General features: G+C 62.1%; 13 protein-coding genes and 1 tRNA gene. 9 read left to right on the top strand and 5 right to left on the bottom strand.

Features of this window, described 5'->3' with window-relative positions:
- Nucleotides 1–75: 75 nt before the first annotated feature.
- On the bottom strand, nt 76–729 hold the full coding sequence (locus NAP1_RS01175) for a PadR family transcriptional regulator (RefSeq protein ID WP_040464138.1): 654 nt from the start codon (nt 727–729) through the stop codon (nt 76–78).
- 115 nt (nt 730–844) lie between these two features.
- Here NAP1_RS01175 and NAP1_RS01170 point away from each other — a divergent pair, with 115 nt between their 5' ends.
- Together NAP1_RS01170 and NAP1_RS01165 are read left to right on the top strand one after the other, a co-directional pair.
- Nucleotides 845–2,164: a replication-associated recombination protein A gene (locus tag NAP1_RS01170; protein ID WP_007163374.1), complete on the top strand. Its 1,320-nt coding sequence runs from the start codon at nt 845–847 to the stop codon at nt 2,162–2,164.
- A complete protein-coding gene (locus NAP1_RS01165) occupies nt 2,161–3,075 on the top strand; it encodes a hypothetical protein (protein ID WP_007163373.1) in 915 nt (304 codons plus the stop codon). Before NAP1_RS01170 ends, NAP1_RS01165 begins: the two co-directional genes overlap by 4 nt.
- Before the next feature lie 112 nt (nt 3,076–3,187).
- Here the strand turns inward: NAP1_RS01165 and NAP1_RS15755 are convergent, their stop codons facing one another.
- Nucleotides 3,188–3,607: a TM2 domain-containing protein gene (locus NAP1_RS15755; protein WP_007163372.1), complete on the bottom strand. Its 420-nt coding sequence runs from the start codon at nt 3,605–3,607 to the stop codon at nt 3,188–3,190.
- A 200-nt stretch (nt 3,608–3,807) separates the two neighbouring features.
- Here NAP1_RS15755 and NAP1_RS01155 point away from each other — a divergent pair.
- A tRNA-Thr gene (locus NAP1_RS01155) sits at nt 3,808–3,883 on the top strand.
- A gap of 31 nt (nt 3,884–3,914) precedes the next feature.
- On the opposite strand, the gene NAP1_RS01150 is transcribed toward NAP1_RS01155, so the two are convergent.
- Nucleotides 3,915–6,329 carry a prolyl oligopeptidase family serine peptidase gene (locus tag NAP1_RS01150; protein ID WP_007163371.1) on the bottom strand — a complete coding sequence of 805 codons (2,415 nt, stop codon included), beginning with the start codon at nt 6,327–6,329 and terminating at the stop codon, nt 3,915–3,917.
- 163 nt (nt 6,330–6,492) lie between these two features.
- Between NAP1_RS01150 and NAP1_RS01145 the strand changes: the two genes are divergently transcribed.
- The 5 genes from NAP1_RS01145 (at nt 6,493) to NAP1_RS01125 (ending at nt 16,640) form a co-directional block, all read left to right on the top strand.
- Nucleotides 6,493–9,081, top strand: coding sequence for a M14 family zinc carboxypeptidase (locus NAP1_RS01145; protein WP_007163370.1), 2,589 nt, complete (start codon nt 6,493–6,495; stop codon nt 9,079–9,081).
- Nucleotides 9,082–9,247: 166 nt separating this feature from the next.
- A complete protein-coding gene (locus NAP1_RS01140) occupies nt 9,248–12,511 on the top strand; it encodes a glycosyl hydrolase (protein ID WP_050750446.1) in 3,264 nt (1,087 codons plus the stop codon).
- Between the two features lie 58 nt (nt 12,512–12,569).
- Nucleotides 12,570–13,097, top strand: a complete 528-nt coding sequence (locus NAP1_RS01135) for a PepSY-associated TM helix domain-containing protein (RefSeq protein ID WP_007163368.1) — start codon at nt 12,570–12,572, stop codon at nt 13,095–13,097.
- Between the two features lie 28 nt (nt 13,098–13,125).
- The gene (ggt, locus tag NAP1_RS01130; RefSeq protein WP_007163367.1) at nt 13,126–14,922 is read left to right on the top strand and encodes a gamma-glutamyltransferase; all 1,797 of its coding nucleotides are present in this window, start codon (nt 13,126–13,128) and stop codon (nt 14,920–14,922) included.
- A gap of 68 nt (nt 14,923–14,990) precedes the next feature.
- Entirely contained in the window at nt 14,991–16,640 is a 1,650-nt protein-coding gene (locus NAP1_RS01125; RefSeq protein WP_007163366.1) for a DUF885 family protein, read from the top strand.
- Nucleotides 16,641–16,647: 7 nt separating this feature from the next.
- Here the strand turns inward: NAP1_RS01125 and NAP1_RS01120 are convergent, their stop codons facing one another.
- A complete protein-coding gene (locus tag NAP1_RS01120; RefSeq protein WP_007163365.1) occupies nt 16,648–18,951 on the bottom strand; it encodes a GAF domain-containing protein in 2,304 nt (767 codons plus the stop codon).
- Nucleotides 18,948–19,487 (bottom strand): hypothetical protein, encoded by a 540-nt coding sequence (locus NAP1_RS01115; RefSeq protein ID WP_007163364.1) that lies wholly within the window; start codon nt 19,485–19,487, stop codon nt 18,948–18,950. The genes NAP1_RS01120 and NAP1_RS01115 overlap by 4 nt, the downstream gene beginning before the upstream one ends.
- A gap of 375 nt (nt 19,488–19,862) precedes the next feature.
- Between NAP1_RS01115 and NAP1_RS01110 the strand changes: the two genes are divergently transcribed.
- A complete protein-coding gene (locus NAP1_RS01110) occupies nt 19,863–21,599 on the top strand; it encodes a ShlB/FhaC/HecB family hemolysin secretion/activation protein (RefSeq protein ID WP_007163363.1) in 1,737 nt (578 codons plus the stop codon).
- Nucleotides 21,600–21,614: the final 15 nt, after the last annotated feature.

Here is a 21,614-nt window from a genome sequence, read left to right as displayed (position 1 = left end):
CCCGCGCGAGTGTCCTTCATGCACCCGGAGACGTGATCTTAAAGCGAACGCTTATAGTTTCGCCTTGGTAAAATCTCAGAGGCGCTCGATGCGCTTGGCGACTTCGTCGATGATGTCGACGATCTCGTCGATCGCCTTCTGATCGAGCTTTCCGGCGCGTGCACGATTCTTGAGTACGGTCGCTAGGTTGCCCATTGCACGCCACAGGTCGGGCGACTTGGCCTTGACCTTCTCGGCGCGGGCACCGTGCTCGCCCAAGCGGCCCATCAGCTCGTCGACCTCGTCTTCGCGGTCGGCGAGTTCGGACTTGCCGGCTTTGGTCACCTTGAACGGCTTCTTGCTGCTGGCCTCGTCGTCATCCGAAGCAGCCTTGACCTTTGCCGGTTTGATCAGGCCTTCTTCCTCAAGCATCTGGAGCGTCGGATAGACGGCGCCCGGTGACGGGGCATAGCTGCCGCCGGTCATATCCTCGATCGCGCGGATCAGTTCGTAGCCGTGGCGCGGCTCGTTATTGATGAGGGCAAGCAGCGCGAGGCGAAGTTCGCCAGTGCCGAACATACGACCGCGGCGCTTGCGAGTTTTAGCTCCGTCGTGCCAGGTGCGAGAGCGGCGCGAACGGCGCTCATCACGCTCGCTGCTGGAATCCCACTCATTCGCGGCCTGCGCCGCCATCATGGCGAGCATCGGGCCCAACTGGTTCCAGCCGCCGCGTCCATACCTTCTGGTCATCGTAATTCTCCTGATAGTTCTTATGACGCTCAAGATATATCTTTGACCTATCTCTTCAAGGGGTCTGGTCGCGCGATATGGCTTTTTCCGACGAGTGGCTTATCTCGATCCACGAATGGCCGATTTGTTTGCAGATGATCCCCCGCCCGCCCGCGCTGCGGACGAACCGCGCGCTGATGCCCCGCTCGCCGACCGCCTGCGCCCGCGCTCGCTTGATGAGGTTATCGGGCAGGAGCACCTGACAGGCCCGGAGGGCGCAATTGGGCGGATGGTAGCGGCAGGCCGCCTTGCCAGCATGGTGCTTTGGGGCCCGCCGGGCACGGGCAAGACCAGCATAGCGCGCTTGCTCGCAGATGCGGTGGGCATGCGTTTCGTCTCGATCAGCGCCGTCTTTTCGGGCGTGGCTGACCTGAAAAAGGCCTTTGCCGAAGCCGACAAGATGGCCGATGCGGGCAAGACCACGCTGCTGTTTGTGGACGAAATCCACCGCTTCAACCGCGCGCAACAGGACGGTTTCCTTCCTTTTGTCGAACGCGGGACGGTCACGCTGGTCGGCGCGACGACCGAGAACCCAAGCTTTGCCCTCAACGCTGCACTGCTGAGCCGGGCACAGGTGCTGATCCTCGAACGGCTAAGCCATGAAGCGCTGGAAAAACTGCTCTCGCGCGCCGAGCAACTCGAAGGCCCCCTCCCCCTTACCGAGGACGCGCGCGCAGCCCTGATTGCGAGCGCCGATGGCGACGGGCGCTTCCTGCTTGGACAGGCCGAGACGCTCTACAATGCGAAACTTGACGCGCCGCTCGATCCGGCGGCTCTCGGCGCATTCCTGCAGCGGCGCGTTGCGGTCTATGACAAGGATCGCGACGGGCATTACAACCTCATCAGCGCCCTTCACAAATCCTTGCGCGGCTCTGATCCGCAGGCGTCGCTCTATTACCTCGCGCGGATGCTGACCGCAGGCGAAGAGCCACTCTACGTACTGCGGCGCCTCGTGCGCTTTGCATCGGAAGACATCGGCCTTGCCGACCCGCAGGCGCTCACTCAGTGTCTTGCGGCAAAGGACGCCTTCCAGTTCCTGGGCAGCCCCGAAGGTGAACTCGCGATTGTGCAGGCCTGCCTCTATTGCGCCACCGCGCCCAAATCGAACGCTGCCTATGCCGCGCAAAAATCCGCCTTCCGCGCCGCGAAGGAGACAGGTTCGCTGATGCCGCCGGCCAACATCCTCAACGCGCCGACCAAGCTGATGAAGGATATCGGGTACGGCGAAGGCTACGCCTACGACCACAACACCGACGAAGGCTTTTCGGGCGACAATTATTGGCCAGAGGAAATGGAGCCGCAGACCTTCTACGAGCCGGTTGAGCGCGGGTTCGAGCGCAAGGTTCGTGAGCGGATCGCATATTGGGACAAGCTGCGCAGCGAGCGCCAATCATGAGGGACTGGGACCACTTCCTTGCTGTCGATTGGTCGGGCGCCAAAGGTGAGCGGCACAAGGGCATAGCGCTCGCCATTGCCGAGGCGGCGGGTGGCCCTCCGGTGCTGGTGGAGCCACCCTCTGGCGGTTGGTCGCGGGTCGATGTCTTTCACCTGCTGCGCGACGAGTTGCCCGCCAATACACTTGTCGGGATCGACCTCGGCATATCGCTCCCCTTCAACGATTGCGGCGCGTTCTTTCCCGGCTGGGATCGATCTCCCAGCCACGCCAAGAAGCTCTGGGCGCTGATCGACGAGATTTGCAAAGACGACCCACACCTTGGCGCGCACAGTTTTGTCGAACACGTTGAGGCTCGGCGCTACTTCCGGCACGGCAAGGGCGATGAGGGCGACCGCTTCCACCTACCAGATGCGGCGAGCAAGACGGGCCGGTTGCGCGAAGCCGAAGTCGCTCAATGGCGCCAGAAGTGCCGCCCCGTTTCAAACTTCAATCTGGTGGGTGCGGCGCAGGTGGGCAAAAGCTCGCTAACCGGCATGCGCATGCTGCACAAACTGCGTGGGTCTTTGCCAGTTTGGCCGATGGACCCGGTCCCGGAAAAACGGCTCAAACAGGGCGGCTCGATGCTGGTCGAGATCTATACCGGCCTCGCCTCACGCGAAGCCGCCGATGCGCTGGGTGGAAGGAACGGCACGCGCACCAAACTGCTGACCTATGCCGACCTCAACGCTGCCATCGGCGCGCTCGACAGTCCGCCGGTCGACAAGTTCGGCGAGATTGACGACCATTCCTCCGATGCGCTGCTAACCGCCGCATGGCTACGCAAGACCGCAAGCGAGCCCGAGCGATGGGAGCCACGCTGCCTGACAGCGGAAATCGCCTGGACCGAAGGCTGGACTTTCGGAGGGTTGTGAGAGTTCAGGAAACGGTCGCGTCAGCGACCGCAAGGGCGACCGCCCGCCTGCAGCGGGCGCAGCTTTGCTGCGCATCTAGCGAGGACGCGCCCGCGGATGCGGGCGCGAAAAGTCAACGATACAACTGCGAGTAGTCGCTGCGGCGTTCCTTGCGGTAGCCGGTTTGCCGCAGGTCCTCGAGCATTGCCTCGCGCCTGCGATCAGCCTCACTCTCGACGCGGCGCGGCTCTTCGACGTGCTCGCCTTCGCGGTAGGACATCGAGGCGTTGATCATGTCGATCGTGTTGCGATTGCGCTCGTTCACGAGGCCCGGCACCAGCAGCGCATCGAACAGCCACCACCAGAACGTGACGAGCAGAAAACCGATCCCTGTCAGGGTCAGGACAAGCTGAATGGCACCGGACTTGGTGTTGCCCGTGTAGAAGCGGTGAACCCCGAACCAGCCAAGGAAAAGCCATAGGAGGTAAGCCACCCCCGTTGACTTGCGGTTCTCTTCAAAAACCATCTGTTTGTGCAGATTGTCGTCCACCATTCGCCCCTTTCTTGTGGCACTAAGATGTATCTTAAGCAGGCGGGATGCAAGGCCATTTGCTGGCCATTCGACAAAGTGCAAACTGTCTTCGGCAAACCGAAATGCGCCCCCTCTTTGCGCGCAAGTGGCTTTGCCATCTGGACAGAAGGGGCGCTTTGCGGCTAGCGGGCGCTCTCTTTGCGAGAACGCACCGCAGGCACGCCGGTTTAGCTCAGTTGGTAGAGCAGTTGATTTGTAATCATCAGGCCAGGGGTTCGAATCCTCTAACCGGCACCAGCCTCCTGCTCTTTTCCAATTCGATCAGGCCTTAGCCGCCCTCCTGGACCTCCGCATTCTTCACGTGGGCGTCGAACCATTCGAACATCTCGTGAAGCGTGTGCAGCACGGATTCGCGGCCGCGATAACCGTGATCCTCATGCGGCAGCATGACGAGGCGCGCGGTGCCGCCCGTGCCCTTCACCGCTGCGAACATGCGCTCCGACTGCTGCGGGAAGGTGCCTGAATTGCTGTCATTGTCGCCGTGGATGAACAGGACCGGCTCGTTGATCATGTTCGCCGCCATGAAGGGGCTGAGGCGGTAGTAGGTCTCGGGCGTGTCCCAGAAGATGCGGCGTTCTGCCTGAAAACCGAACGGGGTGAGTGTGCGGTTGTACGCGCCCGAACGCGCGATGCCTGCGCGGAACAGGTCGCTGCGCGCCAAGAGATGAGCGGTCATGAAGGCGCCATAGCTGTGCCCGCCGACACCCAGCCGCACCCCGTCGCCAAAGCCGCGTTCAACCGTGAAATCGACAGCTGCCTGCGCATTGGAGACGACCTGTTCGATGAAGGTGTCGTTGACCGTCTCCGGGTCCGACCCGACCACCGGCATCGAAGCGCGGTCGAGCACGGCGTATCCCTGCGTCAGGAAGAACAGGTGCGAATAGCCGCCGATCCGGGTGAAGCGGTACGGCGAATCGCGGTTCTGTCCTGCGGTCGCCGCGTTGTTGAATTCGCGAGGGTAGGCCCACACGACCACCGGCACCTTCTCGCCCTCCTTGTATTCGGGCGGGAGATAGAGCGTTGCGGTCAGCTCCACCCCATCCTCGCGGGTGTATGTCACAAGCTCACGCTTGATACCGGTCAGTTCGGGGTGCGGGTCGGGGAAGTTCGTGAGGAAGCGCTCTCCGCCATCGGAGTAAAGCTTCACATTGCCCGGATTGGTCGGGCTTTCGTAGAATGTGATGAACTCGCTGCCATCCTCGGTCACGACGTCGATCACCGATTCAAGCTGCTCGCCAGAATTGCGCCAGACCTCTTCGGTCTCGAGCGAGGCCAGATCGAAGCGGCGCAGGAAGGGACGCAGGCCCTCGGGCGTTGCGCCCGATCCGGTCAGCAGCAGCTTTCCGTCGACATTGCGCGCGACATATTTGCCGTATTCGTTGGTCGTCATCAGCGGGCTGCCGGGATCGTTGTAGGCATCCTGCACATTGCGGAGGCCGAGCTCACGCGACGCATCGCCATCGCGCACATCGACCAGCGTCTGGCGAAGCTCGCGCGTGTCACGGTCATATTCATAGACGATGAGATCGTCGGTGCCCTCGATCCCCATCGCGCCCGATGCGCGGTCTTCGAGCCGTGCGAGCACACGGCCCTCGCCCGTGAATGGCGCCTCGAAGGCGAGCACGTTATCGCGATTGTCGCTTTCGGTGCGCGGGTCGCCGCCGTCCTGCGCCTCGACCCACATCAGCATCGCGTCTTCGCCCGGATGCCACTGAATGTTGCGCCTTCCGGTAACGACGCCCTGCACCGGCAGTGCATCGGCAAGCGGCTGTTCGACGATGGTAGAGACGAGGTCGCCGTCCATCGTGTAGATCGCGCTCGTCCGCGGGAAACGATACCACGGCACCTGGTAGGAGAACGGCTCGTTGATCCATTCCATCAGCAGGTATTGCCCATCGGGCGAAGCGCTGACGCTGGTGTAGATGCGCGGTTCGCCGACCATGCGCTTGTTTGAGCCATCGGCGTCCATGATCACCGGCTGGCTGGTGGCGAGCCATTTGAACATCGCCTCGTCATGCGGGTTTTCGAGCAGGTTCTGAAAAGTACGGGTTTGCGCTTCCTGCCCGCCCGATGCGTCCTGGATCGCCGGGCCTTGGGGCGTAAGCGATTCTATCGGCTTTGCGCCGCGATCGGACGGAATGGCGAGCGTGAGAAGCGAACCGCCGGGCAGCCAGCTGGGGCTCTGGAACACCGGGTTCACTCCGCCGGTCATCAATGTAGCAACCGCGCCGCTGGCGGTGTTGAGGACGTGAACATCCATCGCGTCAGCGCGCGTGTTGGTGAAGACGATCTTCGACCCATCGGTGGACCACGCCACGTCCGAGATGTCCGCATTGGCCGGCAGGTCGATGGCCCGCACCTCGCCGGTGGCGATGTCCTGAAGCGACAAGCCGACAAAGGCGCGCGTGCCGTAGCGGTCATTGATGCTCGCATCGAGGCGGATCCCGGCGAGCTTTTCCATGGGTCGCGCAAGGTCGGCAACCGGCGGCAGGGCCTCGCGCTCCATCAGCAGGATGAGGTCATTATCAGGCGAGATCGAGACGCGCGGTGCAGGAGCGCGGGTGACGATATCGGTCACCTCCGGCGGCGGGGTCTGGTAGCCGTCCTGCGCCGCAGCGGGCACGGTGGCTCCGAGGCCAAAAACCAAAGCAAGTCCGGTGGTTGCGATAAACGATGAGCGCATAAATTGTTCTCCCCTTTGTGCAAAACCATAGCGGGCATGCGGCTCGCATCAAGCGGCCATTTCGATCGAAATTTGACTTGCGCGGCGCATGGGCTAGCGAGAGGCACAAATGGCGCCTTGTCCAAGGCGCTGGTTCAAACAGTCACGTCTACGAGGATTGCCCATGCTGCGCCGCGCTCTCGCCGCCCTTGCCGCTTTTTCGATTCCATTCGCAGCGGCTCCTGTCGCTGCCGAGCCGGTCGAATTCTTCCAGGTTGCAGGCGTCACCTATGACGAGAGCATCCCGTCTTTCGAGGACAGCGCAGGCTACGAAATTGGCGAGCGTCCGGTGCGCTACGCAGACCTTGTCGCCTATCTGCGCGACCTAGCCGCCCGCTCGGACAGGATCACGGTAGAGACGATCGGCTACTCGCACGAACGCCGCCCGATCCTGACCTTCACCGTCACCAGCCCGCAGAACCACGCGAATATCGAGAGCATTCGCCAGACCCACTTGGCCCGCGCGCAGGGCAATGCGTCGGCCGATGCAGCGCCGATGGTGCTGTGGATCAATTGGGGCGTTCACGGGGCAGAGACGACCGGCATGGTCGGCTCGATCCCGACGCTTTATCACCTTGCAGCAGCGCAAGGCCCGCAGATCGAAGCGCAGCTTAGCAATGCGGTGATCGTGCTCACCGTCGCCTTCAACCCCGACGGGCATTCGCGCCGCGTCGATCATGTCGAAAAGTTCTGGTCCTATGCCGACAACACCGACCCGAACGATGCTGCGCACAATTTGTGGGTCGATGCGCGCACCAACCATTACGGCTTCGACCTTAACCGCCAATGGCTGCTGCTGACGCAGCCCGAAAGCCAGGCGTGGATCCGCGAATGGCACAAGTGGAAACCGATGGTCTCTGTCGACTATCACGAGATGGGCTCTGCCTCGCCATACTACTTCCACCCCGGCGAAGAGCTGCGTCGCAATCCGCTCATCCCGGTGCGCGCGCGTGACCTCACCAAGCAGATCGCGCAGCGCCATGCCGCATGGATGGACAGCGAAGCGCGGCTCTATTCGAGTGAGGAAGGCTTCGACAATTTCTACATCGGCAAGGGTTCTACCTACCCGCAGATCAACGGCGCGCTTGGCATCTTGTTCGAAGCGGGCGCGGCGCGCGGCGGCGCGATCCAGACCGAGCGAGGCCTCGTCACCACAGCAGACAATGCCCGCACCCATTTCCGTACGGCGCTGACCTCAATCCAGGGCTCGCTCGACCTGCGCAACGAAATCACCGCTTACCAGCGTGACTTCTTCGCCCAGAACGCCCGCAACGGCGGCGCTGGCGGCTGGGTCTTCACCGCCGAGGGCGATCCTGAGCGAGCTGCGCGCTTTGTGCGCCTTCTCAATATGCACGACATTCGCGTGACCCGCCTCGGATCGGACGTCACCGCAGGCGGGCGCACATTCCGCGCCTCGACCAGCTACTTCGTGCCCGATGCGCAGACCAACAACCGCATGATCCGCGGCATCTTCGAACGCATCACCGAGTTTGAAGAGAACATCTTCTACGATGTTTCGGGCTGGACCCTCCCGCTCGCCTACGACCTCGAATATGCGCGCATTGGCAGCGGCAATGGGGGAGCACGCGCGGATGGCGCGTTCCAGAGCGCCCCTGCACCTGAGCGGGCGCGCTATGGCTATGTCTTCGACTGGTCGCACACCTACGCGCCGCGCGCGCTCAACCGCATCCTGTCAAAGGACATCATGGCCCGCGCCGCGATGGAAGAAGCGATGTTCCCGACCACCGCGGGTAACATTCAGTTCGGACGCGGTTCGATCTTCGTGCCACTCGCGCGGCAGGAAAGCTCGGCAGCAGACATTCACGCGGTCATGCAGACCATTGCCGCTGAAGATGGCGTGCCGGTCTACGCCGTGTCCTCCGGTTCGACGCCCGACACGGGCCGCGACCTTGGCGCGACCGGCGTGTTCCGCTCGCTCGAAAATCCGCGCGTAGTGCTCGCCTATGATGGCGGTCTGTCGCGCTACGATTATGGTGAGGTCTGGTGGACGCTTGACCATAATCACCGCATGCCGGTGACGCTGGTGAAGAAAGACGATCTCGGCTCGCTTCCCTGGAGCGATTACACCCACCTCGTGCTGGTCGGCGGCAATGCTGCTCTGAGCGAAGGCGTGACCGAAGAGGTCAAGGGCTGGATCGAGGACGGCGGCACGCTGATCGCAACGCGCAGCGCGGCATTGTGGGCGCAGGGTGCGATCCTTGGCCGCGAAAAGGACGAGGATGAGGAGAAGGACGAAAGCGACAGCGAGGAAACGGCCGAGCGTTTGAACTTCTCCGAGCTTTCCGTTCGCGATGCGCAGGACGTGATCGGCGGCTCGATCTTTGCAGCGGATATCGACACCAGCCACCCGCTCGGCTTCGGCTATGCGAACCGCGAACTGCCAGTCCACCGCAACGTCACTTTCACGCTGATGCGGCCTGAGGGGAACCCCTATGCGGTTCCGGTGCAGTACGAGAATGACCCGCTGCTTTCAGGCTATGCCTCGCGCAGACGTCTCGACGAAATCGGCGGTACGCCATCGGTCGTGGCGGAGCGTATGCGGCGCGGGACGGTGATCCTGATGGCCGACAACCCGGTTTTCCGCGGCACCTATGCCGGGACCGAGAAGCTGCTGATGAACGCGATCTTCTTCTCCGGCCTGATCGATGCACCGCGCGGCGAATACGAAGCGGGCGAGCACCAGCACGACTAATCTGCCTAGCCATCGCGCTGGCCAAGCGCGACAACTTTGCTACACCCTCACCCGAGACGTCGATTGTGACGGCCAACGATAGTCGTTGACCGTTCATCGGCTGGGGCTTGCGAGCGCGCCATCGCTTCAGGACCGTGCGCGCTCGTTTTACGAGGGGCTGAATCACATGAAATTTTCGAGGCTTGTTCTCGCCGCTGCCGCTATTCTGGGGCTCGGTCAGGTTGCTGTTGCGCAGGACGAAACCGAGGAGGACAAACCAGCGCTGTCGAGCAGCACGTTCAGCGCTTTCAAGCTTCGCAATATCGGCCCTGCCTTCATGTCGGGACGCATCGCCGACATCGCCATCGTTCAGGACGATCCAGCCACCTGGTATGTGGCCGTGGGCTCAGGAGGTGTCTGGAAGACCGAAAATGCCGGCACGACTTGGACCAGCCTGTTCGACGGACAAGGCTCCTACTCCATCGGCTCTCTCGGCCTCGATCCATCCGATCCTAGCCGCATCTGGGTCGGCACGGGTGAGAACCACGGGGGCCGCCACGCTGGCTACGGCGATGGCATCTACCTCTCCGAAGACGGCGGCAAGAGCTGGACCAAGAAGGGTCTCGAAGGGACCGAGCGGATCGGCAACATCATCGTCCACCCGGAAGATTCGAACACTGTCTGGGTCGCAGCTCAAGGCCCGCTGTGGTCGCCGGGCGGTGAGCGCGGCGTCTACAAGACGACTGATGGCGGCGAAACTTGGGAGAATGTCCTGTCCGCTGGCGAATATACCGGCGCAGGCGATCTCGTGATTGATCCCAGCAATCCTGACCGGCTCTACGCAGCGCTTTGGCAGCGTCACCGCACGGTAGCCGCCTACATCGGTGGCGGCCCGGAAACCGGTCTGTGGCGCAGCGAAGATGGCGGTGACACATGGACCGAGCTGAAGAGCGGCATCCCCGGCGGCAACAAGGGCAAGATCGGCCTCGCCATCTCACCCATGCAGCCTGACGTCGTCTACGCCGCGATCGAGCTTGACCGACGCGATGGCGGCGTTTGGCGTTCGGACAATCGCGGATCGAGTTGGACCAAGATGTCCGACACGGTCAGCGGCGGCACCGGCCCGCACTACTATCAGGAGCTTTACGCCAGCCCGCATTTCTTCGACCGCATCTACCTTGTCTCGAACACCTCGCAGATTTCGAATGATGGCGGGAAGACTTTCTACGGTCTCAACAACGACCTGAAGCACGTCGATGACCACGCCATCGCGTTCCACCCGACTGATCCTGAATACATCATGTTCGGGTCTGACGGTGGCCTCTATGAAAGCTGGGATCACACTAAGACCTGGCGCTTCATCAACAACCTGCCGATCACGCAGTTCTACAAGGTCGCGGTCGATGATGCCGAACCGTTCTACTACGTCTATGGCGGCACGCAGGACAACAACTCACAAGGCGGTCCTTCGCGCACCGATAACCGTCAGGGCATCCGCAACGACGACTGGTTCGTGACGCTTGGCGGTGATGGCCACCAGTCCGCGACCGAGCCGGGCAATCCCAACATCATGTATGCGCAGTCGCAGCAGGGGAACCTTGCGCGCGTCGACCGGATCACCGGCGAAGTCGTGCGCATTCAGCCACAGCCTGCTCCGGGCGATGATATTCCGCGCTGGAACTGGGATTCGCCGATCTGGGTCAGCCAGCATGAGCCCACCCGCCTCTACTTTGCTTCGCAGCGCCTGTGGCGTTCGAACAATCGCGGCGACAGCTGGACTGCGATCTCGGGCGATCTCACCCGCAATGAAAACCGCATGCGCCTGCCCGTCATGGACCGCCAGTGGAGCTGGGATGCGCCGTGGGACATCTACGCGATGAGCCAGTACAACACGATCACTTCGATCGGGGAATCTCCGCTCAACGAAAGCCTGCTTTACGTCGGCACCGACGACGGCCTCATCCAGGTAACGGAAGATGGCGGCGCGAACTGGCGCCAGGTCGAAGTCGGCTCGCTTCCGGGCGTTCCGGCGACCGCGTTCGTCAACGATATTCGCGCCGATCTGCATGACGTGAACACCGTTTATGTCGCGCTCGACAATCACAAATACGGCGACTTCAAACCGTATCTGCTCAAGAGCAGTGACCGCGGTCGCACTTGGCGCAGCATTGCGGCGAACATTCCCGACCGGCACCTCGTCTGGCGCCTGGTTCAGGACCATGTGAACCCCAACCTGCTGTTCACCGCGACCGAGTTTGCGCTGTTCTTCAGCCTCGATGGCGGGGAAAAGTGGACCAAGCTTTCGGGCGATGCACCGACGATTTCGTTCCGCGACGTCACGATACAGCGGCGCGAGGATGACCTTGTGGCCGCTAGCTTTGGCCGTGGTTTCTTCATCGTCGATGACATCTCGCCGCTTCGCACGCTCAGCGAGGCGAGCCTTGGGCAGGAAGCGATGCTGTTCCCGGGTCGCAAGGCTTGGTGGTATATCGAGAAGCCGGAACTCGCCTTCTCGCGCGGCGGTTCGCAGGGGCACGGATACTACATGGCTCCCAACCCCGAATTCGGCGCGAACTTCACCTACTATCTAGCCGACGACATCCAGTCGCTCGAAGCCATGCGCCAGGAACGCGAACGTCCGCTGGTCAAGGCTGGCGACGACACGCCCTTCCCCAGCTTCGATGCGCTGACCGCAGAGCTTCAGGAAGAAGACCCTGCCATCTGGCTAACTGTGCGCGATTCCGAAGGAAACGTTGTTCGCCGGATCAAGGGACCTGCCAAGAAGGGTTTCCACCGCGTCAACTGGAACCTGCGCTATCCTTCGACCTCAGTCGCACGCAGCGGGTCGGAGCGTTCAGGCTTCCTCGTCGCACCGGGCGAATACACCGTCTCGATGTCGAAGCGGGTTCGCGGCCAGACCACCGAGCTTGTCGGTCCGCAGCCTTTCACTGTCGAACGCCTTCGCGAAGGTGCGCTTCCGGCACAGGTAGGCGCTTCTGACTTCTGGGCAGAAATCGCTGCATTCGACCGCCGTGTCTCGGCGGTGGCGTCGACGCTCAATGATGTCGAGCGCCGGGTCGGCCTGATGGCCGCAGCCGTACGGGCAGCACCGGGCGGTGATCCGGCAACGCTCGACAACCGGCTCGACGCGATCCGCGCCGAAGTGCGCACGCTAGACGAGATGCTCAACGGGAATGAAGCGCGCAACGCGATCTATGAGCGCACGCAGCCCACGGTTCGCAGCCGTCTTGGCCGCGTGATGTTCGGGGTGAGCGGGTCGACTTATGGTCCGACCCAGACGCACCGCGAACAGTTCGGCTACGCCCAGGCAGAATTCGGAGCGATCCGCGACCGCCTGCGCACGCTCACTGAAAGCACGATCCCGGCCTTCGAGGCTGAGCTTGCAGCAGCAGGCGCACCGTGGGTGCCGGGAAGCGCGCTTCCGCAATAACTGAAAGACCCAGCGCGGGGGCTTGCCTTGGATAGGTCCCCGCGTCAGGAATACTCCCATGAACCCCAAACGCCTGTTTCGTCAGGTCCACTACTGGCTTTCTCTCGCCGTATTCGTCCCCGCCGCGATCATGTTCGGCGCCGGCGGCTTTCTCATGCTCAAGAAAGAGATCGAGTGGATCCAGCCGGGCACCGCGCGCGGCGTGGCCGAAGCACAATTGCCGCAGGCGAGCTTCGACCAGATGCTGGCCGCCGCCCGTCAGCATCCCGAGGCGGGCATTGAGGAATGGTCCGACATCGACCGCATCGACCTGCGCGTCGATCGCGGCATGGCGAAGCTGCGCGCGAAGTCAGGCTGGGAGGTCCAAGTCGACTCAAAGACCGCCGAAGTGCTTAAGGTCGCCTACCGCCGCTCGGACCTGATCGAGACGATCCATGACGGGTCGTTCTTCGCCGACTGGGTGAAGCTCTATATTTTCCTGCCTACGGGCATCTTGCTCATCATCATGTGGGGAACGGGCGGATATCTGTTCCTGTTGCCACGCATGGTGAAGGCGCGAAAGAAGCGGGAAAAAAGGACCGCCTGAGGCGTTAATCCCTCCAAAGGAGACAATCATGCGTTTTGCCATCGCCGCCGGAATCTCGGCCCTTGCTCTCGCCCCCGTGACTGTGCCTGCCCCTGCGCTCGCGCAAGAGGCAAAACCGATCGAGGAACAGATCGGTGCTGGCGGACGCCCCGTGGGCGCAAACTGGTCGCGCAGCCCGGTCTATGCCGAGCACGGAATGGCCGCGACGGCTCACCCGCTCGCGACGCAGATCGCTCTCCAGATCCTTCGCGATGGCGGCAGCGCGGTGGATGCAGCGATAGCCGCCAACGCAGCGCTCGGCCTGATGGAGCCCACCGGCAACGGGATCGGCGGCGATATCTTCGCGATCATCTACGACCCTGCGACCGACAAGCTTTACGGTCTCAACGGGTCGGGCCGCTCACCGATGGGGCAGACGCTTGATCAACTGCTTGAGAAACTGGACGGAGCGGATGCGCTTCCACCGGTTGGCCCGCTCCCGGTCACAATCCCCGGCACGGTCGATGGCTGGTTCGCGATGCACGAACGGTTCGGCAAGCTTCCGATGAGCGAGATCCTTGCCCCGACAGTCGAATATGCGCGCGAAGGGCACCCGGTTGCCCCGATCATCGCCATGTATCTCGACCGCAGCCTGCGCGCCTATGCGGGCCGGCTGGAGAGCTATCCGTTCGAATTCGACAACGCCCGCGCGACCTATTTCCCCGATGGCACCGCGCCCAAGGCAGGCGATGTCTTCAAGAACCCGGACCTTGCCAACACGCTTGAGACCATCGGGCGCGAAGGGCGCGATGCGTTCTATAAGGGCGAGTTGGCTGAGACCATGGTTGACTACCTCCAGCGCCAGGGTTCTGCCTACACAATGGACGACTTTGCCGCGCACAAGAGCGACTGGGTCGAACCGGCCTGCGCCGAATATCGCGACGGGTTCGAGCTGTGCGAACTGCCGCCCAACACGCAGGGTTTCGCCGCGCTGCAGATGGTCAACATCCTCAAGAACGTCGATCTTTCCCAGTGGGAGCGCGGCAGCCCCGAGGTCATTCACTACATCACAGAGGCCAAGCGCCTTGCCTATGCCGACGTCGCGCGCTTCTATGCCGACCCCGACTTCACCCGTTTCCCTGAGGAACTGCTGAGCGAGGAATATGGCCGCGAACGTTTCGCGCTTATTGACCCTGCCCGCGCAACGCCCGAATTCGGACCCGGCGAACCCAAGCTCGAAGGCGAAGGCGACACGACCTACCTCACCGTCACCGACGAAAGCGGCTTGATGGTGAGCCTCATCCAGTCGAACTATCGCGGCATGGGCGGCGGGCTGGTGCCCGATGGTCTGGGCTTCATGTTTCAGGACCGCGGCGAGCTCTTCAGCCTCGATCCCGCGCACCCCAACGCCTACGAGCCGGGCAAACGCCCGTTCCATACTATCATTCCCGCCTTCGTGAAAAAGGATGGCGAGCCGTTCATGACCCTAGGCCTGATGGGCGGCGGGATGCAGCCGCAGGGGCATGTCCAGGTGCTCATCAACATGGTCGATTATGGCATGGACATTCAGGAAGCGGGCGATGCCGCGCGCATCAACCACGATGGCGGTCGCCAGCCTACCGAAGCACTCTCCGGCCCCGCAGCCGATCCGCTCGGCACGCTGAATGTCGAACCCGGCATCCCCGAAGCCACCGTCGAGGCGCTTCGAGCCATGGGACATAATGTCCGCGTTGTCTCAAACGGCATCATGTTCGGCGGCTATCAGGCGATCATGCGCGATGCGGAAACCGGCGTGTATGCAGGCGCGACCGAGATGCGCAAGGACGGTCAGGCGAGCGGCTACTGACCCGCTTGCCCCAAGCCTCTGGACACAACCGGCGCGCTCCCGCATCACCTTCGCATCAGGAGGTGGGTATGCGGTTTTTCGTTGGATTTGTGAGCCTTGCGCTGTTCTTCATCGGTGCAGCGCACGCACAGGACGCGGGTGACGAGGGTTATGACAGGCTCGTCGAACTGCACGAGGAACTGCGCGAATACATGGTCCCCGGCTTCACCGCCGGGGTAGTCCTCGACTCAGGCGCGCGCATCGGGGAGGTTTATGGCGATGAGCTGATGGCCGAAAAGCTCGGCGGGCTCTCGTACTTCGAGAACAAGCTTGCCGCCCTGCCGATCGTCGACTGGTCCCGCGCGAGCCAAGTCGAATATCTCGCGGTCAAATCGATCCTCAATGGATACCGCTTCAACCTCGCGGTCCTTCGCCCGTGGAAGCGCGATCCGGGCTTTTATCTCGACCCGCTGATGCGCGTGGCCTTTGCCGAGGTGAGCGAAGACGGCGAAGAGGTCGAGAAGCTGCGCGAGCGGCTTCGCCTTGTCCCACCGCTGCTGGCTTCGGCACGCGCGAACCTGACCGAGGTCGCCGGTGATTTCGCGGACCTTGCGCTCCATAATCTGGAGAACAGCGACGGGGTGAACCACTACCACCCCTACCGCGAAGTCCCACCGCCCGGCATAATCGGATGGTACGAAGACCTGCTTGAACGCAGCCGCACGCAGCGCCCTGACCTTGTCGCAGACGTCACTGCCGCGCGCGATGCGCTGAGCGACTTTCGCGATTGGCTTCGGGCAGAACGCCCCACGATGACCGCTCCCGGCGGTGTCGGGGCCGAGCAGTACGACTGGTACATTCGCCACGTCCGTATGATCCCGCTCACCTCGGGCGAAATGGTGACACTGGCCGAGCGCGAGCACGAGCGCATGACAGCCGCGCTCGCCCTGCTTCGCCACCGCAATCGCGATTTGCCGCAGCTGGAACTCTCGCAAAGCGCCGAAGAACAGCGCGCGAAGATCGCCAGAACCGATGCAATTGTGCGCCGTTTCCTGACCGAGGACGACTTCGTCACCATCCCCGCATGGGTCGGCGAGCTTGGCAGCAACACGCCCTTTATCGAACGCCCGACCGGGCCCAATTTCTGGGAGCAGATCCAGTTCCGCGATCCCATCCCCGACCATGTCCACGCGGTCATTCCCGGCCACCGCTTCGACGCAGTCCTCGCCGCCCGCGACGAACGACCGATCCGCGGACGTTACAGCGATGGAGGCCGCGCCGAAGGCTGGGCAACCTATCTCGAGGAAGCGACCATGCTCGCAGGCGGCACCGTGCACTCGCCGCGTGCCGATGAATTCATGCAGATATTCGGCATCTTCCGCGCCGCGCGCGTGCCTGCTGATGTCTATATGCAGCACAACATCTGGAGCGTGCCTGAAGCGGTCGCTTACATGCGCGAAAAGACCCCCTGGCTGGACGAGGATGTCGCGCGCGTGGACGCTGAAATTTATCTTCGCCGCCCGCCCGGCTACGGCGTCGCCTACACGATTGGCAAGCTACAGATGGATGCGCTGCTGGCCGACCGGGCGAGCCAGTTGGGAGAGGAGTTCTCCTTGCGCGAATTTCACGATCAGTTCCTCGCCGCAGGTCGCCTGCCGATCGCCTTGGTGCGCTACGAGGTGACCGGACTGGACGAGGAAGTCGCGCTGTTCTGGCAGACGCCGCCGATCCCTGAGTAAGCGGGGCCTATTTCTCTTTCATGATCCAGACCCCGTCCCACTCATCGCCGGGCGGATTGTCCTTCATCAGCTGACAGCGGTCGATATAGGTCTGGCTGAGCTTGTCCTCAGGGTTCGCTTCCATCGCCTTTTTGAAGTAGCCCGCCGCGCGGTCCCATTCCTGGCCGCGATAGAGCTTCACGCCCTCGTTGAAATTGCCGAGCACATCCATGAGGTTCGGGAAAGTCGCATCGGAGTGGTAGTCGAGGCATTCGAACACGCCCACCGGCTCAGACTTCCCCTTCACCACCACTCGGTCGACTTCGCGCAGGCGGTAAACGCCCTTCAGTTTGGCAACCGTGTATTCGGACAACAGGATGCGGGCTGAGTACTGCTTGCACGCACTTTCGAGCCGCGCGGCAAGGTTCACCCCGTCGCCGATCATGGTGTAATCCATGCGCTTCTTCGACCCGATATTGCCTGCGACAATGCGGTCGGTGTTGAGGCCCAGACCCATGTCGAGCGGCATCTCTCCGCGCGCCTCGCGCTCACCGTTCCAGCGCCACAATTCGGAGATCATGTTGATCCCAGCTCGAAGCCCGCGGTCCTCGTCATCGTCGTGGCCGACCGGGATGCCGAAGGCCGCCATGATTGCATCGCCGATGAACTTGTCGAGCATCCCGCCCTGCTCTGAAATGCAGTCGACCATCAGCTCGAAATAGTCGTTGAGCAGCGCCACGGTCCCCTGCGCGCCGAGCTTTTCGGTGATGGTGGTGAAGCCGCGAATGTCGGAGAACAGGACGGTCGCGGTCGTGTCCTTGCCGCCAAGAATGTCGTCCTCGCCCCCGCCTGCGAGCATCTGCGATGCAAGGCCGGGGTCCATGTAGCGCGACAGAGTCGATTTGGCGCGTTTAGCGTCGGAAATGTCCTCAATCATGGCAAGCGTGCCGAGCGACGTGCCCTCTCCCGATTCCATCGGCAGCACGGTCACGTTGGCGGACACGGTCTCGCCTGCAAAGACAAGCTCGGTATCTGGCAGGCTTTCTGGCGTACGCCGCTCAGACACGCGGGCGATCTTGTCGATCAGCCACTGGTTCTCTTCACCCAGAACTTCAGCTGCAGACTTCCCGATCAGCTCGTCAGGCTCGCAGCGCAGAATGCGAGCGCCCGCCTGGTTACAGGTGCGGTTCGCGCCTTCCTCGTCGAAGGTGATGACCCCGTTCGACATGGATTGAAGCATGCTCTCATTGTAATTCTTCATCGACTGGATGTCGGCGAAGAGCTTCGCGTTCTCGAGCCCGATGGCGATTTGCGCGGTGAATGCCTTGAGGCGGCTCTCGTCTTCCTCGTTGAAAGGCCCGCCGCGCTTGTTGAGCACCTGCGTCACGCCGATCGTCTCGCCCGATTTGTTCACTACCGGTACGCACAGGATCGAGCGGGTGAAGAAACCCGATTGCTTATCGAAAGCCGGGTTGAAACGCAGGTCTGTGTAAGCGTGCGGAATGTTGATCGCTTCGCCGCTGGTGAACACCGATCCTGCGATGCCAAGATGGTTGGGCAGGCGGATTTCCATAGCATCCAGCCCTTCGCCCACATGGCTGAAAAGCTCTGCCGTCTTCTCGTCATTGATGAACAGAGTGGAGCGTTCAGCGTCGAGCATGGAGGTCGCTTCGGTCATCACGCGGCGCAGCAGCGTGGTCAGCTCCAATTCCGAGGTCATCTCTGACACGATGTTGAGAAATTCGATCTCGCGCCGGCGCGAATCTTCCATGCGCTCGACCAGCTGCATCGATTCCAGGGTGATTGCGCATTGCGAGGTGATGCCTTCGAGCACCTGGAGATCCTGTTCGTTGAACTCGCCCGCGACCTTGTTCAGAACCTGCGCGACCCCAATGGTTTCGCCGCGTGCGTTGCGGATCGGGCTCGCCAGGATGGAGGTGGTGGTGAAGCCGGTCTGCGCATCGACATCCTTGTTGAAGCGCGGATCGGTGTACGGATCGTGGATGATCAGGCCTTCGCCGCTTTGAAACGTGGTCCCTGCAATGCCAATCGTATCGAGAATGCGGATTTCCCGGCGCTTCATTCCTTGCGCAATCCGGCTGTAAAGCTCGCCGGAAGAGGCATCGTGCAGGAAGAGCGATCCGCGCTCTGCCCCCGTCGTTTCGACCGCAACCGTAACCAACGTATCGAGCACCGCATCGAGCGTTTCGAGCGACGCCACCTGGCGCGAGACATCGAGGATCATCTGAAGCTGCTTGAGCCGCTGCGCCTGTGTCAGCGCTGCGTCCTTTCCGGGCGCCTTCTTTTCGATATTGCCGGGAAGCTCGTTCATGCCTGTGTCTCCGTCAGCCGTTCGCGCAGGTTCTGGACCATCGCTTCAAGCTCGCTGATTTCATCGCGATGGGCGCGGATCATCGCCTGTTTTTCCGATTCAAGGCTCGCCCGCAGCTCATCGATCACGGCGCGCTGATCCTGTAGAGCCTGTTGCAGTTGGGCGGCCTCTGCTTGAGCGCTCTGACGCTCGGCCTGAAGCGCCTGGGCAGCGTCTGCCCTTTGATCTTCTAAGGCCTCGCGAAGCGCTTGCGCGGTGTCTTTAAGCTCGCGAATTTCAGCCGCGGCCTCGGCCCGCACGGCTTGCATCTTGCCTTCGGTTTCGAGAGCTTCTTCTTCCAGCTGATCACGCAGACTTTGGGCTGTTTCCTTCAGCTGAGCGATCTCTCCAGCAGCTTCGGCTTGCGCTTCATGGACCAGCCGCCGGGCCTCGTGTTCCTTGTCCTCAAGCGCGTCGCGCATGGTCGCAATTGCACGCTGCAACTGGCGATTTTCCGCAAGCGGATCGCCGAAAGCTTCGGATGGTTTTTCAGACATGCAAAATTAGCTTCGTAAGTTCCCCAAACACCGGATGTCCGCTTCTTGCGAGCGATTGACCGGACCATGCACCCACCCAACCATCGAACCATAAAGCGCATCAATCAAGGGCATTTACCCTAGATCTGCGCGATTGCCTGTTAGCGCACAGACCAAAGCACGGCTCGCCTTATTGGATCTGATCTGGCGTATTACAGGTTAACGGGTTCAAAATATGCGCGAAACCGATGTGAACGATCCCATGAGATAAAGTTACCCCATAAAATAGGTATTCCAGTCACTTGCAGCCTGACCTGTTTTCCCCCAAGACCCACGGCATCTAGAGTTACGCCACATTCGTGGGGTTTGCCGGCTCGGGGACGGCAAGGGGGAAAAATGAGCACGAAGAAGGCCTGCATTGCAGGTGGCCTGGCTATTTCGCTTGGCCCGGTTGGTTTAGTGACCGCAAGCGAGGCAAGCGCACAGATCGCTCCCACTCGCGAAGAACTTCAAGGAATAGCGCCGACCGAAACGCGCCCTGCCCCGCGACTTGAAATCGAAGGCGGGATCGAACGCTCGCCCTGCGCTCTTGCCGATCCCCAATATGCCGACGTCTCGCTGACCATCCGCGAGGTCAACTTCAACGGCCTCAAAGGCGCAACGCCCCAAGAGCTTGAGCCGGCGTGGAAACCGTTCGAGGGTGAGGAGCACCCGGTGGCGGTCCTGTGCGAAATTCGCGATGCTGCGGCCACGATCCTGCGTGACAAAGGCTATCTCGCTGCGACGCAAGTTCCGACGCAGAGGATCGAGGACGGCTCGGTCGATTTCGAAGTGCTTTACGGTCGCATCAGCGCGGTTCGGGCACGCGGCGAAACGCGCGGTGCTGAAGCGAAGCTTCAGCAATATCTGGGCCGCCTCGCCGAAGACGAGATTTTCGACCGCAACAAAGCGGAGCGCGCGCTGCTGCTTGCCCGCGATCTGCCCGGATACACGGTCAACCTCACGCTCCGCCCCGGCGGCGAAGGACCCGGCGACCTCATCGGCGAAGTCACCGTCACGCGGGAGCAATACGCTTTCAATTTCGCGATGCAGAATTATGGCGCCGATGCCACGGGGCCGCTAGGCGCTCAGGTGCAGGCTCAGTTCTTCGGTCTGACGGGTCTGGGCGACGTCACTTCGCTGTCCTATTTCGCAAGCAGCGATTTCAGCGAGCAGCACGTCATCAATGCAGGGCACGAATTCCGCCCCGGCGGTGACGGATTGGTCGTCGCTGGCCAGTTCACCTACGCATGGACCGCGCCCGATCTCGGCACGGCAGCGGCCGCCGGAATTCCCGCTGCGGACCTGCAGGCCGAAACACTGGTCGCTGGCATCTCTGCGGGCTTCCCCATTTTGAGGACGCAGGGCGAGAATTTCTTCGCCAGCGCAGGCTTCGACTACATCGATCAGGACGTCGACTTCATCGCCCCGCTCTCGCGCGACCGGATCAGGGTCGGTTGGGTGCGGGTCGAATACGATTCGATCGACCTTGCAAACCGCGTGCCGCAATATCAGGCCTCGGCCAGCCTAGAGTTTCGCCAGGGCCTCGATATCTTCGGCGCCACCTCGGTGTGCCTCGGCCCAACCTGTCCTGCGGGCCAGATCAATCCGGGTCGGCTTGATGGCAGCCCCTCCTCCTCGATCCTGCGTGCTACCGGCGATCTTGAGCTTGCGCTCTCCGAGCTCTTCGCGCTGTCCTTCAGGCCGCGCGCGCAATTGTCGCTTGGCGGCGGTCTGTTCGGCTTCGAAGAGTTCGCAGCGGGCAACTTCACCGTCGGGCGCGGCTATGATCCGGGTACGATCATCGGCGACAGCGGCGTAGCGATGACGACCGAACTGCGCACGGCGACGCTCCCGATTGCCGGAGCGGGCGACCTTGCTGTCCAGCCCTATGCCTTCTTCGACCTCGCCAAGATCTGGAACGAGGGCGCGGAGCCGAACGACGAACTCTACTCGACCGGAGCGGGCGCACGCCTGTCATTCGGTGGCCGGTACGGTCTCGATGCGCTGGTCGCAGTCCCGCTCAAGCGCGCCGGGCTTCAACCCGAACGAGGCGATGTTCGCGTGCTCTTCACACTCACTGCAAGCTTCTAAGCGTTAGGAATTGAT

This window comes from Erythrobacter sp. NAP1 (genome assembly GCF_000152865.1).
Taxonomy (GTDB): domain Bacteria; phylum Pseudomonadota; class Alphaproteobacteria; order Sphingomonadales; family Sphingomonadaceae; genus Erythrobacter.
Note: the sequence above shows the minus strand (reverse complement) of the source record. Positions and strands in the feature narration are given on the sequence as shown.